The organism is Rathayibacter sp. AY1C4, from assembly GCF_002932195.1.
Taxonomy (GTDB): domain Bacteria; phylum Actinomycetota; class Actinomycetes; order Actinomycetales; family Microbacteriaceae; genus Rathayibacter.
In genome coordinates, this window is sequence record NZ_PSWE01000017.1 from 15,952 (window position 1) to 30,504 (window position 14,553).

The window sequence follows — 14,553 nt, forward strand, 5'->3', positions numbered from 1 at the left end:
TATCGTGACTCTCGTCCACTCGCGATGTATCGCGTTTCAGAAAGGCACTCCGGTGCAGGAGGAGGAGCTCATGTCCCTCGAGAAATGGCTCGTACAGGCCGGCGAGACGAAGGTCATCGACCTCGACGTCGTCCGCTCGGTCAAGGTCGCTCTCGTCGGCGGCCAGATCGACGTCATCGCCCACGACGAGCCGACCGCTCGCGTGGAGGTCCATAGCGTCGACGGCCGCCCGCTCAAGGTCTCGATGGACGGCGACCGCCTCGAGATCGACCACGTCCAGCTCCGCTGGGACACCATCGTCGACGTCGTGAAGGGCCTCGGCCGCCGCGGCGACCGCGCCGACATCAGCCTCCTCGTCCCCCGCGGCGTCGACCTCAAGTTCGACACCGTCTCGGCCGACGGCCTGGTCTCGGGCCTCCACAGCGACGCCCGCGTCTCGACGGTCGGCGGCGACATCGTCGTCGACGGCCTGCACGGCGACATCGAGGTGAACACCGTCCACGGCGAGCTCTCGGTCCGCAGCCACACCGGCCGCGTCACCGCGCGCACCGTCTCCGGCGACGTCACCGCGACCGGCGAGCTCACCCGCTTCACCGTCGACGGCGTCTCGGGCAGCGTGTTCGTCGACGCCGAGGGCACCCCCGACCGGATCCAGGCCAACACCGTCAGCGGCGACCTCACGATCCGCGTCGACGAGGGCCTCGGCACCCGCTACCGCATCAACACCGTCTCGGGCACGCTCCAGCTCGACGGCTCCGTCGTCAAGGGCACCTTCGGCCGGGGCTTCACCTCGACCACGGGCTCGCTCGACTCGAAGTGGGTCGACGTCGCCGCCAACTCCGTCTCGGGAGACGTGGTCGTCGTCCGCCGGTCCGTCGCCGCGTCCTCCGCCTCGGTGGGCGAGGGCTGGGGCTCTCCCGGCACCGGCCCCGCCGACGACCGCCGCCCGATGGACGGGAGCTCGCTGTGAGCCCCGTCTTCGCGCACGGCCGCCTGCGCCTCTACCTGCTCAACCTCCTCGCCGAGTCGCCGCGCCACGGCTACGAGCTGATCCAGGCGCTCAGCGAGCGCTTCGGCGGCACCTACGCGCCCAGCGCCGGTACGGTCTACCCGCGCCTCGCGAAGCTCGAGGAGGAGGGACTCGTCACGAAGGAGGCCGACGGCCGCAAGACGGTCTACTCCATCACCGACGCCGGCCGCGCCGAGCTCGCGAACCGCGCGACCGACCTGGGCGACATCGAGGAGGAGCTCACCGACTCCGTCCGCCGGCTCGCCGACGAGGTCCGCCTCGGCGTCGCGGAGGCGATGAAGAGCCTCCGCGCCGACCTGGCCAGCGCCGCCCGCGACTCGCGGGAGCCCGGACGCCGACCGGAGCACTCCGCCGAGGAGCCGCGCCCGCAGGACACGTCCGGCACCCCCTCCGAGCAGCCCGCGCCGGAGCAGGCCGCACCGGCCTCGCCCGACGCGCGCGCCGCCTCGCGGATCGCCCTGCGCGACGCCGAGGTGCTGCTCACCGAGTTCCGCGACGAGCTGCGCGCGGAGCTGCGCACCGCCGCCTCCTCGGGATCCGTGACGACCGCGAGCGTCGACGCCCTGCGCGCCGCGCTCGACGAGGCCCGCGCCTCGGTCCGCTCCACCCTGGACTGAGCCCGGACACCTCACCGCCGGGAGGGCGGGGATCCCGCCCGGGGTCCCCGCCCTTCCTGCGCTACTGCCGCCCGACCGCCAGCGCCTCCTCCTCTACGTCGAGGAACGCCAGAGCGCTCACCACCGCCGGCTCCTGGTACCGCCCCTCGGAGCGCGCGCGGAGCACCGCCTCCCGCTCGGCCGCGATCATCACGCGCCGGAGCCGGTTGTAGGCCTGCGGGAGCGGCTCCACGCCCTCGCCCTCCGGAGGGTTCTCCAGGGCGTCGGCGAGGAACGTCGCGTTCCGCCGCAGCCGGTCGAGCACGCGGTCCTCCACTCCGTCCTGCGGCTCCGCGTCGAGCCGGGCGAGGCCGGCGGCCTGCGCCTCGGCGAGCAGCATCTGCTTCTCGACGTGCTCCTGCATCTCGTTCGGGGCCGGGAGCTTCAGGGCGCGGACGAGCCGCGGGAGCGCGAGCCCCTCGACGAGCGTCCCCGCCACCACGATGAAGGCGAGGAACTGCAGGAACGCGCGCTGCGGCGTCTCCGCGGGCAGGAGGAACGCGGCGGCGAGGGTGACCACGCCGCGGATGCCCGCGAACGACACCCCGATCGCGGTCGGCCAGGTCCACCCGCGCTGCTGCAGCCGGCGCGGACCGTGCCGGAACAGCAGCGTCGTCATGCACATCCAGGCCACGCGGCTCCCGACCAGCGCCGCGAGCACGGCCGCGCCGATGCCGACCGTCTGCCAGATCCCGATGCCCGAGTCGGCCGTCGCCTCCACCACCGACGACAGGCTGAGCCCGATGAAGAGGAACACCGCGTTCTCGAGCAGGAACTGGATCGTCCGCCAGTTGAGCGACTCCGCGATCCGCGCCTGCGCCGACTGGATGACCGGCGCCCGGTAGCCCAGGTAGAGCCCCGCGACCACGACCGCCAGCACCCCGGAGCCGTGCAGCAGCTGCGCCGGGATGAACGCGACGTAGGGCGTCACCAGCGAGAGGCTCGTGTCCAGGACGGACGACTGCACCTGCTTGCGCACGAACCCGAGCAGCACGGCGATGCCGATCCCGACTCCGCCGCCCACTGCCACGGCCAGCACGAAGTCGAGCGCGATGCGCCCGGGAGTGACCGTGCTGACGATCGCCAGGAGGGAGGCGTTCAGCGCCACCAGCGCGGTCGCGTCGTTGAGGAGGCTCTCGCCCTCGAGCACCGTGAGCATGCGCCGCGGCAGGCGGAGCCGCCCCGCGATCGCCGTGACCGCCACCGCGTCCGTGGGCGCCACGATCGCGCCGAACGCGAGGGCCGCGGCGACCGTGATCGCCGGGACGACCATCCAGGCCACCGCGCCGACCACCGCGACCGTGAAGACGACGAGCCCGACCGACAGCAGGAGGATGCTGTCGCCACGAGCGCGGACGTCGAGGACGGAGGTGCGGATCGCCGCCGCGTAGAGCAGCGGCGGCAGGATCCCGAACAGCACCACGTCCGGCTCGACCACCACCTCCGGGATCCCGGGCACGAAGGAGGCGAGGGCCCCGACGGCGACGAGCGCCACGGGAGCGGACCAGTTCACCCGCCCCGACAGCCCGGTGACCAGGACGGTCACCACCACGAACGAGACGATCCAGACGATCGCGACGACGGGCTCCTCCATCGCGTCACTCCTCCCGGGCGTCCGCGCGCCACGGCCCCATTGTGGCCGCCCGGAGAGCAGCCCGGACAGCCGCCGGGAGGGTGCGGCTAGCGGCCGGCCTCGTGGATGTCGCGCGCCTTGGTGACCTTCGCCGGGTCCACCGGGTTCATGCCGAGGACGATCTTGCCGCGCGAGTGGCGCTTCTCGAGGTCGTCGAAGGCGTCCTGCACCTGGTCGAAGGGGTAGAAGCCCGAGACGAGCACCCGCAGCTTCTGCTCGCCGACGAGGCCGACCAGCTCGCCGAGGATCTCGGTGTCGCGCTGGGCGGTCTCGGCGTCGGGCCAGACGGCGCGCAGCTCGATCTCCTTGCGGTCGTCGCTGGAGTGGAAGCGGCCCGCCGCGATGCCGAGCTCGTCGGCGAGGGCGTCGTTCTCCCCGCCGAAGTTGTCGAGGAACACCGTGACCCCGCCGGGCGCCGCGGCCCGAATGCGGTCGGCGATCCCGTCGCCGTAGACCACCGGCTTCACGCCGATCTGGCGGAGGTAGTCGAAGTTGCGCTCGCCGCAGGTGCCGATCACCGTCGCGCCGCGGAGCTTCGCCAGCTGGATCTCGAGACTGCCGACTCCTCCGGCCGCCGCGGAGACGAGGACGGTGTCGTCGGGTCCCACATGCGTGGCCTCCAGCGCGCGCCACGCGGTCACTCCGGCGAGGAACAGCGCGCCGCCGACCTCCCAGCTCACGGAGGCGGGCTTGGCGACGAGGTTGCGGCGCGGCACCACGACGTGGGTCGCGTGGGAGCCGACGAGCGCGTGGCCGACCACGTCGCTGCGGAGCTTGATGTCGGTGACGCCCTCGCCGAGGGCGACGACGACGCCCGAGAAGTCGGTGCCCTGGCGCATCGGGAAGGCCGCGGAGTGGTCGGAGTCGAACTGGCCCTGCCGGATGAACGCCTCCATGTGGTTCACCCCGGCGGAGAGCACCTCGACCAGCACCTCGCCCGCCCCGGGCTTCGGCCGCTCGACCTCGACGATCTCGAGGACGTCCGCGTCGCCGAAACGGCTGTACTGGACGACGCGGGCGGCGGTGGGGCTCAGACGGGACATGCGCTCATCCTCCGCCCCCGCCGCCCGAAGCCCCCGACCCCCGAACGGGGGCGTGCGACTCAGGAGGGGTCGCTCGGGCAGTACAGCTGGGTGCGCGGACCGGAGCGGTCGATGACGTGCTCGGACATCGGCCGGCCGCAGAGCGGGCACGCCTGCCCCGCGGGCGCCTCCTGCTCGGGCTGGTCGTACGGGCCGAGCGGCGGCGGGCCGATCCAGGGGAACAGCCGCGCGTTGAAGCGCTGGTAGAGGGAGCCGGTCTTCTTCCGCGTCATATCCTTAGTGTACTAACCATCAGGGCACGATGAGAGGATGACGCCGTGGAAACCGACCCGCTCGCCCTCCAGAACCAGGTCTGCTTCTCCCTCGCCGTCGCGGCGCGCACCGTCATCGGGCTGTACCGCCCCGTGCTCGAACCGCTCGGACTCACGCACCCGCAGTACCTCGTGATGCTCGCGCTCTGGGAGCGCAGCCCCCGCTCGCTCGCCGACCTCGGCTCCGCCCTCCGCCTCGAGCCGGCCACGCTCAGCCCGCTCGTGAAGCGCCTGGAGGCGAGCGGCCACGTCACGCGCGCCAGGAGCAGCGACGACGAGCGCCGACTCGACGTCGCGCTGACCCCCTCCGGAGCGGCCCTCCGCGAGCAGGCCCTGCAGGTTCCTCCTCAGATCGTGGAGCGGCTCGACGTCCCCCTCGAGGAGCTCATCGCGCTCCGCGACAGCCTCACCGGCCTGATCGGAGCCGCGACCCGCGACGGCCGCTGACCCCCCGCTCGGGGCGCCGGCCGCGAGCACGCCGGCCGCCGCTCCCCGCCGCACCGGGAAACTCCCGGTCACAGGGCGGGATCAGCCTCCGCTCGGCCCGCTCCCGGCCGTCTTGACTGCCCCCTCGTACGGAGTAGTGTCATCGCTCGTGACACACGAGGGCCCCCCGTCCGCCGCGGACGGATCGTCGGCCGACGCGACCGAGCTGCGCACCGCCAAGCACTTCTTCATCGGCGAGCCGCTCCCCAGCGACAAGCTCGAGGGACAGCTGCTGCAGAAGCGGCTCGCGCTCCCCATCTTCGCCAGCGACCCGCTCTCCTCCGTGGCCTACGCGCCGCAGGAGCTGCTGATGATCCTGCTGCTCGGCGGGCTCTCCTTCCTCACCTTCGCCCCCTGGGTGGCCGCATGCGTGGTCGTCCTCCTCGTCGTGGTGGTGCTGAGCTACCGCCAGCTGATCCGGGCCTACCCGTCCGGCGGCGGCGACTACGAGGTCGCCCGCACCAACCTGGGCGAGACGGCGGGCCTCACGGTCGCCGCCGCCCTCCTCGTGGACTACGTGCTCACCGTGGCCGTGTCGGTCGCCTCCGGAGTCGACAACATCATCTCCGCGGTGCCCGAGCTGGCGCCGCTGCGGGTCGAGCTGGCGATCCTCTTCGTCGTGCTGCTGGCGGCCGTGAACCTCCGCGGCGTCTCGGAGTCGAGCCGCGCCTTCGCCGTCCCGACGTACCTCTTCGTCGCGAGCGTCTTCGTCATGGTCGTCGTCGGCCTGGTCCGCACCGCCTTCGGCGACACCCCGGTCGCGGAGTCGGCGGGCTTCACCGTGCAGGGCGAGCAGCTCACGCAGGCGGCCGTCGTCCTCCTGCTGCTGCGCTCCTTCGCCAGCGGCTGCGCGGCACTCACGGGCGTCGAGGCCATCTCGAACGGTGTGCCCGCGTTCCGCGCCCCGAAGGTCAAGAACGCCCAGCGCACCCTCGTCGCGATGGGCACGATCGCGATCGTGCTCTTCGTCGGCCTGACCGCCCTCGCCCTGCTCTCGAACGTGCACTACGCCGAGAACGCCTGCCATCTGGTGGGCTTCGCCGACTGCGCCACGACCCCGCAGCGCTCGGTGATCGCGCAGGTCGCCGCCGCCACGTTCGGCAACAACACGATCCTGTTCTTCATCATCCAGGCCGCGACGGCCGCCGTCCTGCTCCTCGCGGCGAACACCGCGTTCAACGGCTTCCCGCTGCTGGGCTCCGTGCTGGCCCGCGACGGCTACGCGCCCAAGTCGCTGAACACCCGCGGCGACCGCCTCATCTACTCCAACGGAGTGATCATCCTGGCGCTCGTCGCCGCGATCATCCTGCTCGTCTACCAGGCCTCGCTCACGAGCCTCGTGCAGCTGTACATCATCGGCGTCTTCGTCTCGTTCACGCTCGGGCAGTCGGGCATGGTCAAGCACTGGGTCCGGATGATCCGCAACGGCGAGGGCTCGCGCACCGTCTACACGAGCCTGGCCATCAACCTGTTCGGCGCGACGCTGACGTTCGCGGTGCTCGTCGTCGTCACGATCACGAAGTTCACCCACGGCGCCTGGCTCGTCTACCTGGTGATGCCGATCCTCGGCGTCCTGATGGCCGGCGTCTACCGCTACTACCGCGACGTCGAGAAGGAGATCGAGGTCGACCCGACCACGACCTTCGGCGCCAACGGCGACCACGCGATCGTGCTGGTGGGCCGGATGAACAAGCCCACGCTGAAGGCGCTCGACTACGCCATCGCGGCGCGGCACGAGACGCTGGAGGCGGTGCACTCCTCCATCGACGACGCGCAGACCGCCCAGCTCAAGGCCGACTGGGCGCAGATGGACATCGAGGTGCCGCTGCGCTGCGTGGCCTCGCCCTACCGCGACATCTCGTACCCGCTGATCAAGTACATCAAGGCCCACCGCCTCGAGCACGGCTCCGAGATCACGACGGTCTACATGCCGCAGTACATCGTCGGGCACTGGTGGGAGGCGTTCCTCCACAACCACAAGTCGCGGCGGATCCGCCAGAAGCTCCTGCTGGTGCACGGAGTGACGGTGGCGCTGGTGCCGTGGCTGCTCGACTCGTCCGAGCTCATCTACGGGCGCCGCTCCCGGCCGATCCCCGGCCAGACGCGCCGCGGCGAGCCGGTGCGCCCGGTGACCCGCCGCCCGATCCCGCCCGCGTCCTCGCTCCCCCAGGGTGCCGCCGGCGAGGGCGCTCCGCGCATCCCGCAGCGCCCGGCCGCGCAGAACCGGCCGCGCTCGAAGCGGCGCTGAGGCGACGCGAGCTCCGAGCCGGCGGGGCCCGGAAACGGGTAGAGGGCCCGCGGCGTGTGCCGCGAGCCCCCGATTTCCCCTTAGTGCCTTCCCCCGAAGGCGGCCCGCCCCAACGGGCCGTGTCCGACGCTATCGGTGGGCTATGCACCGGCGCATCCTCCTCGCGACGGATGCCCGTGCTCCCTTGAGACGACAGGCTCGTCCTCCGTCGTCTCAGACGACGGCCCCGCGCACCCCTCGGCCGGTGAGCCACCAGACCGCCGCGACGGCGATCGCGGCCGCCGCACCGCCTCCCACGAGCAGGATCGCCGCCCGCACCACGTGCGCCCGGTAGGCGGCGTCGAGCGGATCGATGCCCGCCCCCGCCAGCACGATCCCGGCGGGAACCACCGCGGCCGCGAGCACCACGGCCGCGGCCGCGATGCGCAACGGCTGCCGGCCGTCGGAGCGGAGCTTCCGGGGACGGCGGCCGACGTACCAGACCACCGCGCCGATCCCGAGCCCGAGCAGCCCGAGCACGCCGCTCGCGTACTGCGCCCATCGGAAGCCGGGGAAGGGCCCGAGCTCCTGCTGCAGCAGCGGGATCGCCGAGACGAAGAGGCCGCCCCGGTGGGTGAAGCCGTCCCACATCACGTGGCTGGCGGCTCCGATCGCGATACCGGCGGCCGCGAAGACGAGCACGCGGATCCATGCGGCGGCCCCGCGGGGCGGCGAGCGCCGGGGACGCAGGCGCGAGCGGACCAGCGCGGGCGCGAGGTCGCGCCAGGCCGGAGCGACGACCGCGCTCCACAGCGCGAGGCCGAGCATCCCGAGCAGCAGGTCGACGGTGACGACGCCGAGGAGGGAGTGGGTGGACTCGCGGGCGACGGCGATCGGAATGTACATGCCGATGTCCGGGACCATCGCGCCGATGGCGACGGCCGCGGCCGGGATCCGGCCGTTCGAGAACGCGAGCGCGACGACGGCGTGGCTCGGCGTGAAGGGCATGACACGCACGCTATCCCGGCAACGCGACCGGCGAGTGTCCGCGTCGCGAAGCGCGCGTCACCGATCGCGGTCCGGCTCCTGGGCTCCGCTCCGGCGCGTCGGCCTCCCGGGGCCGGCGGTCAGCCCGAGGAACGTGATCCCCAGGACGAGGAACACCGGCCAGACCGGATTCCCGAGGACCGCGAAGACCGCTCCCGCCGCGAGGAACAGCGGACCCGTGACCGCGTTCCAGCGCCGGGACGCCTCCTCCGACGACATCCGACCCGAACCCTCCCCGTGCTGTGCGCGCGCCATCCCTCCACGCTAGATCGCCTCCGCGGGGCCCGCCTCCCCCGCTCGGTGGAGCCGCGCGCTCGGGGAGCTCCGAGCGCGGCGACCGTAGAATCGTCCGGAAGTCCGGCCCTCCGGGCCCAGCGGCGACGGATCGGAGCGGGTGTGCGGAAGGCGTTCGCGATCCTCCGCCTGGCCCTCGCCGGGCTGGGCGCGGTCGGACTCGTCGGCGACTTCTTCTACACCCTGGGCTTCCGCGCGTTCCAGATCGACAACTTCTTCGCCTACTTCACGACGCAGTCGAACATGGCCGGGGTCGTGGTGCTGGGCCTGTCCGGCCTGGTCGCCCTCGCGCGCGAGCGGGAGCCGCGCTGGCTCAGCACCGTGCGGGCGCTCGTGCTCACCTACATGGTCGTGTCGGGGATCGTCTTCGGGCTGATCGCGGTCGAGGCCAACAACCGCGGCGTGCGGGTCGACGTGCCCTGGTCGAGCGCGCTCCTGCACTTCGTGATCCCGACGCTCGCGATCCTCGACTGGATCCTCGGACCCGGCCGCCGCCCGGTCGCCTGGCGCGGGGCGCTGACCGTGCTCGGCTTCCCGATCGTCTGGGGCGTCATCACCCTGGTCCGCGGGGCCCTCATCGGCTGGTACCCGTACTTCTTCCTCGACCCCGGCCAGGTCGACGGCCCCGTGATGTTCGTGCTCTACGACGTGATCGTGCTGAGCCTGATCTCCGGCATCGCCGCGTTCGTCCTCGCGCTCAGCCGGGTGCGGCCGCTCGGGGCGGCGCACGCGTCGGAGTGGCGGGGGCCGCTGGCGCGGCTCCGCGAGCTCGTCAGCCGGGGACGACGGCGAACGGCTCGAGCGCCGTCTGCGCGAGGGTGACCAGCTCGTCGTCGCTGAGGTCTTGCAGCGAGAGGGCCTGATCCGCTCCGACCAGCCCGACGAGCACCGCCTCGCCGGTCGACGGCTGGAGGTTGAGCCACTCGGTGATGCCCGCCTCGGAGCCGACGAGCGACCAGCGCGCGGGGGCGTCGGCCTCCCAGAACGCCTCGTCGAAGCGCAGCCACAGCGTCTCGACGACGCCGGAGCCGAGGGCCGCGACGGCCGCGCGCTGCGCGAACGGGAGCGGCGGGTCGAAGGCGATCGCGTCCGTCTGGAGCACCCCGATCGGCACGGTGACCAGCACCCGGTCGGCTGTGAACGACTCGCCGGTGCCCAGGCGGATGCTGACGCCGGTCTCCGTGTAGCCGATGCCGCTCACCACGGCGCGCAGCGAGACCTCGACGTCGGCGAGCAAGGTGTCGACCAGGGGCGCGAGCCCGTCGGTCAGCAGCGCGTCGCCGGAGTCGTCGCTCAGCTCCTCCGCGGTCGTGGCGGCGGAGGCGTCGCCCAGTCCGTACCAGGAGGAGAGCTCCTCGGGAGCGGCGCCGGTGCGCAGCGCGGTCGTCCCGGCGAGGTGCGCCGCCACGCGGGCGGCGTCGCCGTCGCCGGAGCCCGGCTCGGCCTCGGCGGGGTCGGGCGCTCCGGAGCCGGCGAACGACTCGGCGAGCGCCAGGTCCTCCGGCTGCTCCGCTCCCCACTCGAGAGCACGGGTCAGGGCGTCGGCACCCGTGGTGCCGGTGTCGAGGGCCGCGCCGTCGGCGTCGCTCGAGCGGACGTCGGCGAGGTCGACCGCGGTCGTGACCACGCCCGCGTCCGCGATGCTCTCGCGCAGGGCGGCTCCCGCGCCGGTGAGGGCCCAGGCTCCGGTCTCGACGGCGATCGGCCAGCCGTCCGGAGCCGCGGTGGCGATGCGGCCGCCGGTGCGCTCGCGCGCCTCCACCACGGTGACGTCGAAGCCCGCGTCGGACAGGCGCCGCGCGGCGACCGCTCCGGCGAGACCGGCCCCGACGATCGCGATCCGCTCGCCCTCGTCGGCGACGGCGCTGATCTCGGCGGCCGCGCGGACCCCGGAGCTCCAGGCGCCCTGGAGCGTGCCGGGCGCCTCCGTGTCGGTGGCCTCGCCCGCGAGGAAGACGCGGTCGAGGACCGCGGTGCCCAGGTCGGTGCGGTGCTGCGGCGTCGCGCCGACGGGCAGGTAGGAGACGGAGCCGAGCGCGTACGGATCCTCGGCCCAGGCGGAGCGCACGAAGGCGGCCGGCGCGGGGACGGCGGTGGTGCTCGGCGTGGGCACGGGGGCCTTCGTGACGGAGCGGGTCGGCGTCGGACGCGACGGCGTGCAGCCCGCGAGAGCCAGGAGCCCGACTCCCGTGGCGGCTCCCGAGAGGAAGAGGCGGCGTCCGATCGTCATCCCGGACATCCTACGTTCTCGGCGTTCGGCCGGGGCGGCGCGGGCGGCGCGGTGCTGACCCCACCCGGGCACGCGGCCCACTTCGAGGTGCGGGGTGACGGCGGGACGGCGAGCGGATAGCGTCGGGGCAGCGCGGACCGGACCGCGGCGACGGGGGACGGGGCATGGACACGACCCGGACGCGGACCGCGAGGACGACGGCCGGGGCCCCTCCCCGCAGTCACCTCCACGCGGTGCTGCTCGGCGCACTGGGGATGATCGTGGCCCCGCTGCTCATCGTCCTCGCGACCACGGCCTGGTCCTCCCCCGGTCCCGAGGAGTACGTCCGCATGGCGCTCGGTTCGGTGGTCGCGGCGTGCGTCTCGGTGGTCGGCGCCTGGTGGCTCGCCTTCGAGCGGCGCAGCGCCGGGGCACCCGGTCGCACCTGGTTCTGGGGCGTCGCCTGCCTCTTCACGGTCAGCGCGGTCTCGACCGTCGGAGCCGCCGCCGACCGCCTCACCGGCCTGATCACGAGCTGAGCAGGTGGACGTCCAGGCGCGGTCACCGCGCTCGCCTCACTCCTCGGCGACCGCCCCGATGGTCGCGAGTCCCTCCTCGAGCGAGCGGCAGCAGCATCGGCGCCGGTGATCGCCCCGACGAGACGACCGAGCGGCTCCGGCTGTTCCGTCCCGCCGAGGGCGATCTGGACGAGCTGTGGCGGCTGTACTCCGACGAGCGGATCGCGGCGGGCGACCCCCTCCTCCGGCACGACTCCTTCGAGCAGACCCGGGCGGTGCTCGCCCGCCGGACGGCGCAGTGGGCACGGGACGACCTCAGCAGCTGGGTCGTCCGGCTGCGGAGTCCCGAGGGCGGCGCGGACGGCGCGATCGGGATCGGCGGATGCACCCTCCTCGCCGACACGGCCTGGAACGTCGCGTTCACCGTCCATCCGGACCACTGGGGCAGGGGGTACGCCCAGGAGGTCGCCTCCGCAGGCATCGCGCGGGCGCGGCGGCTCCGACCCGAGCTCCCCGTGACCGCGGTCGTCGCGGAACGGAACGAGCGACCGCACCGGACGGTCGCTCGACTCGGTCTCGAACGGAGGTGGGAGGGCCCCGACGCGCACAGCCCCGACCCCGCGGCTCGCATCGTGCTCTACTCCGACCGCCTCCTCTCCGAGGACGAGATCGGCCGCCTCACGAGCTGAAGGCGCCGCGTGGCGCTGATCGCCGCAGGCAGCAGCGGAGCCGACACGCCTGCGCGAGACCGGGACGTCACGTTCCGGTGCGCCTCCTGGCCCCATCTTTCTTCCCGGCGGGCGGCGCTGCGCACGAGTGGGTGGGTGGGCGGCGCGGCACTCGCGCCGACCCCTCTCGCGATCGCGCTCAGCGGCCGCCCGCGAGTCGGGGCAGGAAGGGCGCGGAGGTACTCGCCGGACGGAGCATTCGAAGCCCGTCACCGCGAGGGGCGTTAGCGTCGTCGGATGGCGAGCATCACGTACCCCGCGCCCCTCCGCGCCGGAGGCCGGGTGGAGGTGCCCGCGCCCTCGATGGGAGTCCCCGCGCACCTGCACGACCGGCTGCAGGACGCCGCGCGCCGACTCGGCTCGGCGGGATACGACGTCCGGGTCCGGCCGCACGCCCTCCTCGGCGGACTCGCTCCGGCGTCCGCCGCGGATCGGGCGGCCGACCTGCACGACGCCTTCCGGAGCGGGGACGCGGTCCGTCCTCCGTGGGGCGGCGAGCTCGCCGTCGAGCTGCTGGAGAGGCTCGACTGGCACGCCCTCGCGGAGGCCCGGCCCTGGTTCGTCGGCTGGTCGGACGTCTCGACGCTGCTCCTGCCCCTGACGACGACGACCGGGCTCGCGACGATCCACGGCGCCAATCTGATGGACGAGCCGTGGGAGCTGCCGGTCGGGTTCCACCGCTGGACGGAGGTCGCCGGCCTCGAGCCCGGAGCCGCGTTCACGCAGCACGCCGCGCCGCGACGCCGGAGCCGTCCGTGGGGTGCGTGGGCGGACGAGCCGCTCGACCGCGATCGGGCCTACGAGGAGCCGACCCGCTGGCGCTCGCTCGACGGGTCAGCGGACGCGGCGATGTCCGGCCGCTTGATCGGCGGATGCCTCGAGACGGTGTCCCTGCTCGCGGGCACGCCCTACGGCGACGTTCCGGGCTTCGCTCGCCGGCACGCGCCGGAGGGCACCGTCGTCTACCTGGAGGCGGCCGGGTCCGACTCCGTCTCGGTGCTCCGGATGCTCACCTCGCTCCGGCTCGCGGGCTGGTTCGAGCAGGCGACCGGCGTCCTGATCGGCCGGACCGCGGGCGCGTCCCTGCCCGAGCTGAGCCAGGAGGACGCGGTGCGGCGCGCTCTCGGCGACCTCGGTGTGCCGGTGATCCTCGACGTCGACACCGGGCACCAGCCGCCGCAGATGCCCCTGGTCAACGGCGCGCTCGCCGAGATCGCGCTGAGCGGGCCGACGGCCTCGATCACGCAGCGGCTCGTGCCCTGACGGCGCGTGGGGAGAGATCCCGTCGAGCAGTGCCACCTCGCGGCACGGCCGCCGCCGCTCCCGGCCCTCCTCCGCCCGCCGAGCGCAAGGCCGAGCGGCGGGGAGGCGCCGAGTGGTAGACCTGGGGGCATGAGCAACGACATCCGCGCACTCGCCGAGGGCGAGAGCTACCTCGCCTTCTTCCAGGGCGGGCCGTTCGACGGCCAGACCGAGAACCGCGTCAGCACCGAGGGGGGCTACGAGAAGGAGGTCGACGTCTACGCCGCCGTCGACGGCCAGGAGACGCACCTCGTGTACAACGCCGTCTCCGCGAAGGAGGTCGGCGAGGCGGTCCACGTGACCTACTCGATCGACACTCCCGACTCCGACCCGATCGAGGACCCGGAGGACCGTGGCGGCGGATTCCAGTAGTCCGCACCACCCTTCGGATGCCGCTCCGGCGTCGCGCTCAGCGCGGCCGGGGCGGCATCGGCATGTGAGGACGCGCCACTCCGGAGACCACGCCTCCCGCCGCTCCTAGGATGATGGTTCCTCACTGTCTCGGCCGATTCAGGTCCGCGTTCCTCGGGAGCCGCCGTGTCCGATCCGCTGATCCGCCCGATGCCCCTCCGCGGCGACTCCGCCCGGCACTGGCTGCGGGCCCGCCACGCCGAGGCCGGGCCCGACCCCGCGTTCGCCGTCACCGGGCAGGAGGCGGCCGCCGAGGGCGTGCTCCTCCGGCGGATCTGGCACACGGCCGGCACGATCGACTTCCGCCCGAGCCCCCGCGCCGACCCGGGGTCGGTGGTGCTCCTGCTCCCGCTCGAGGGCGCGTTCACCGTCGCCAGTCGGGAGGAGCGCGAGTTCGTCGGCCGCGGCACCCTCGCGGTGCTGCCCGCCCGATCGGGAGCGACGATCAGCACGAGCGCTCCCAGCTCCCGGCTCGTCCTGGTCGTGCGGCCCTCGGGCGACGCGGATCCGCCCGCCGGCCTCACCGTGGTCTCCTCCCCCGCGGCACCGGTGCTGGTCGCCGCCGCGAACGCGGTGCTCGACGCCGGGCTGCCCATGAGCCCCGGGCTGCACACCGCGCTGCGGGGCCTCGCCGCGGCCGTCGTCGCGGAGTGACGGG

Annotated in this window: 16 protein-coding genes; 10 read left to right on the forward strand and 6 right to left on the reverse strand. The window is 73.6% G+C overall.

Features of this window, described 5'->3' with window-relative positions; all coding sequences use genetic code 11:
- Positions 1-70: 70 nt before the first annotated feature.
- Positions 71-970 (forward strand): DUF4097 family beta strand repeat-containing protein, encoded by a 900-nt coding sequence (locus C5C99_RS10045; protein WP_258063676.1) that lies wholly within the window; start codon positions 71-73, stop codon positions 968-970.
- Positions 967-1,647, forward strand: coding sequence for a PadR family transcriptional regulator (locus C5C99_RS10050; RefSeq protein WP_104340035.1), 681 nt, complete (start codon positions 967-969; stop codon positions 1,645-1,647). Before C5C99_RS10045 ends, C5C99_RS10050 begins: the two co-directional genes overlap by 4 nt.
- Positions 1,648-1,708: 61 nt before the next feature.
- Here the strand turns inward: C5C99_RS10050 and C5C99_RS10055 are convergent, their stop codons facing one another.
- From C5C99_RS10055 to C5C99_RS10065, 3 genes are all read right to left on the reverse strand, one after another.
- Positions 1,709-3,280 carry a sodium:proton antiporter gene (locus tag C5C99_RS10055; RefSeq protein WP_104340036.1) on the reverse strand — a complete coding sequence of 524 codons (1,572 nt, stop codon included), beginning with the start codon at positions 3,278-3,280 and terminating at the stop codon, positions 1,709-1,711.
- Positions 3,281-3,366: 86 nt separating this feature from the next.
- Positions 3,367-4,362 carry an NADP-dependent oxidoreductase gene (locus C5C99_RS10060; RefSeq protein ID WP_104223749.1) on the reverse strand — a complete coding sequence of 332 codons (996 nt, stop codon included), beginning with the start codon at positions 4,360-4,362 and terminating at the stop codon, positions 3,367-3,369.
- Between the two features lie 59 nt (positions 4,363-4,421).
- Positions 4,422-4,634 carry a hypothetical protein gene (locus tag C5C99_RS10065; protein WP_104223750.1) on the reverse strand — a complete coding sequence of 71 codons (213 nt, stop codon included), beginning with the start codon at positions 4,632-4,634 and terminating at the stop codon, positions 4,422-4,424.
- A 45-nt stretch (positions 4,635-4,679) separates the two neighbouring features.
- Here C5C99_RS10065 and C5C99_RS10070 point away from each other — a divergent pair, with 45 nt between their 5' ends.
- Together C5C99_RS10070 and C5C99_RS10075 are read left to right on the forward strand one after the other, a co-directional pair.
- Positions 4,680-5,120, forward strand: a complete 441-nt coding sequence (locus C5C99_RS10070) for a MarR family winged helix-turn-helix transcriptional regulator (protein WP_104263100.1) — start codon at positions 4,680-4,682, stop codon at positions 5,118-5,120.
- Between the two features lie 148 nt (positions 5,121-5,268).
- A complete protein-coding gene (locus C5C99_RS10075; RefSeq protein WP_374952928.1) occupies positions 5,269-7,407 on the forward strand; it encodes an APC family permease in 2,139 nt (712 codons plus the stop codon).
- 213 nt (positions 7,408-7,620) lie between these two features.
- On the opposite strand, the gene C5C99_RS10080 is transcribed toward C5C99_RS10075, so the two are convergent.
- Positions 7,621-8,394 carry a DUF4184 family protein gene (locus C5C99_RS10080; RefSeq protein WP_104340037.1) on the reverse strand — a complete coding sequence of 258 codons (774 nt, stop codon included), beginning with the start codon at positions 8,392-8,394 and terminating at the stop codon, positions 7,621-7,623.
- Between the two features lie 57 nt (positions 8,395-8,451).
- Entirely contained in the window at positions 8,452-8,688 is a 237-nt protein-coding gene (locus C5C99_RS10085; RefSeq protein WP_146085498.1) for a hypothetical protein, read from the reverse strand.
- 141 nt (positions 8,689-8,829) lie between these two features.
- Between C5C99_RS10085 and C5C99_RS10090 the strand changes: the two genes are divergently transcribed.
- Positions 8,830-9,549, forward strand: coding sequence for a Pr6Pr family membrane protein (locus C5C99_RS10090; RefSeq protein WP_104233845.1), 720 nt, complete (start codon positions 8,830-8,832; stop codon positions 9,547-9,549).
- Here C5C99_RS10090 and C5C99_RS10095 read toward each other — a convergent pair.
- Positions 9,500-10,957: an NAD(P)/FAD-dependent oxidoreductase gene (locus C5C99_RS10095; RefSeq protein ID WP_181074580.1), complete on the reverse strand. Its 1,458-nt coding sequence runs from the start codon at positions 10,955-10,957 to the stop codon at positions 9,500-9,502. The genes C5C99_RS10090 and C5C99_RS10095 overlap by 50 nt on opposite strands.
- Positions 10,958-11,121: 164 nt before the next feature.
- Here C5C99_RS10095 and C5C99_RS17535 point away from each other — a divergent pair, with 164 nt between their 5' ends.
- The 5 genes from C5C99_RS17535 (at position 11,122) to C5C99_RS10115 (ending at position 14,549) form a co-directional block, all read left to right on the forward strand.
- Positions 11,122-11,475 carry a hypothetical protein gene (locus C5C99_RS17535; RefSeq protein ID WP_258063677.1) on the forward strand — a complete coding sequence of 118 codons (354 nt, stop codon included), beginning with the start codon at positions 11,122-11,124 and terminating at the stop codon, positions 11,473-11,475.
- Positions 11,476-11,615: 140 nt separating this feature from the next.
- Positions 11,616-12,143 (forward strand): GNAT family N-acetyltransferase, encoded by a 528-nt coding sequence (locus C5C99_RS10100; RefSeq protein WP_258063681.1) that lies wholly within the window; start codon positions 11,616-11,618, stop codon positions 12,141-12,143.
- A 276-nt stretch (positions 12,144-12,419) separates the two neighbouring features.
- Positions 12,420-13,445, forward strand: coding sequence for an LD-carboxypeptidase (locus C5C99_RS10105; RefSeq protein ID WP_104340039.1), 1,026 nt, complete (start codon positions 12,420-12,422; stop codon positions 13,443-13,445).
- 129 nt (positions 13,446-13,574) lie between these two features.
- Positions 13,575-13,856: an oligoribonuclease gene (locus C5C99_RS10110; protein ID WP_104223758.1), complete on the forward strand. Its 282-nt coding sequence runs from the start codon at positions 13,575-13,577 to the stop codon at positions 13,854-13,856.
- 165 nt (positions 13,857-14,021) lie between these two features.
- Positions 14,022-14,549: a hypothetical protein gene (locus C5C99_RS10115; protein ID WP_104256055.1), complete on the forward strand. Its 528-nt coding sequence runs from the start codon at positions 14,022-14,024 to the stop codon at positions 14,547-14,549.
- Positions 14,550-14,553: the final 4 nt, after the last annotated feature.

Coding starts and splice junctions, on each gene's coding strand:
- C5C99_RS10045 (WP_258063676.1), top strand. CDS start 71: ATGTCCCTCGAGAAATGGCTCGTACAGGCCGGCGAGACGAAGGTCATC.
- C5C99_RS10055 (WP_104340036.1), bottom strand. CDS start 3,280: ATGGAGGAGCCCGTCGTCGCGATCGTCTGGATCGTCTCGTTCGTGGTG.
- C5C99_RS10060 (WP_104223749.1), bottom strand. CDS start 4,362: ATGTCCCGTCTGAGCCCCACCGCCGCCCGCGTCGTCCAGTACAGCCGT.
- C5C99_RS10065 (WP_104223750.1), bottom strand. CDS start 4,634: ATGACGCGGAAGAAGACCGGCTCCCTCTACCAGCGCTTCAACGCGCGG.
- C5C99_RS10080 (WP_104340037.1), bottom strand. CDS start 8,394: ATGCCCTTCACGCCGAGCCACGCCGTCGTCGCGCTCGCGTTCTCGAAC.
- C5C99_RS10085 (WP_146085498.1), bottom strand. CDS start 8,688: ATGGCGCGCGCACAGCACGGGGAGGGTTCGGGTCGGATGTCGTCGGAG.
- C5C99_RS10095 (WP_181074580.1), bottom strand. CDS start 10,957: ATGACGATCGGACGCCGCCTCTTCCTCTCGGGAGCCGCCACGGGAGTC.
- C5C99_RS17535 (WP_258063677.1), top strand. CDS start 11,122: ATGGACACGACCCGGACGCGGACCGCGAGGACGACGGCCGGGGCCCCT.
- C5C99_RS10105 (WP_104340039.1), top strand. CDS start 12,420: ATGGCGAGCATCACGTACCCCGCGCCCCTCCGCGCCGGAGGCCGGGTG.
- C5C99_RS10110 (WP_104223758.1), top strand. CDS start 13,575: ATGAGCAACGACATCCGCGCACTCGCCGAGGGCGAGAGCTACCTCGCC.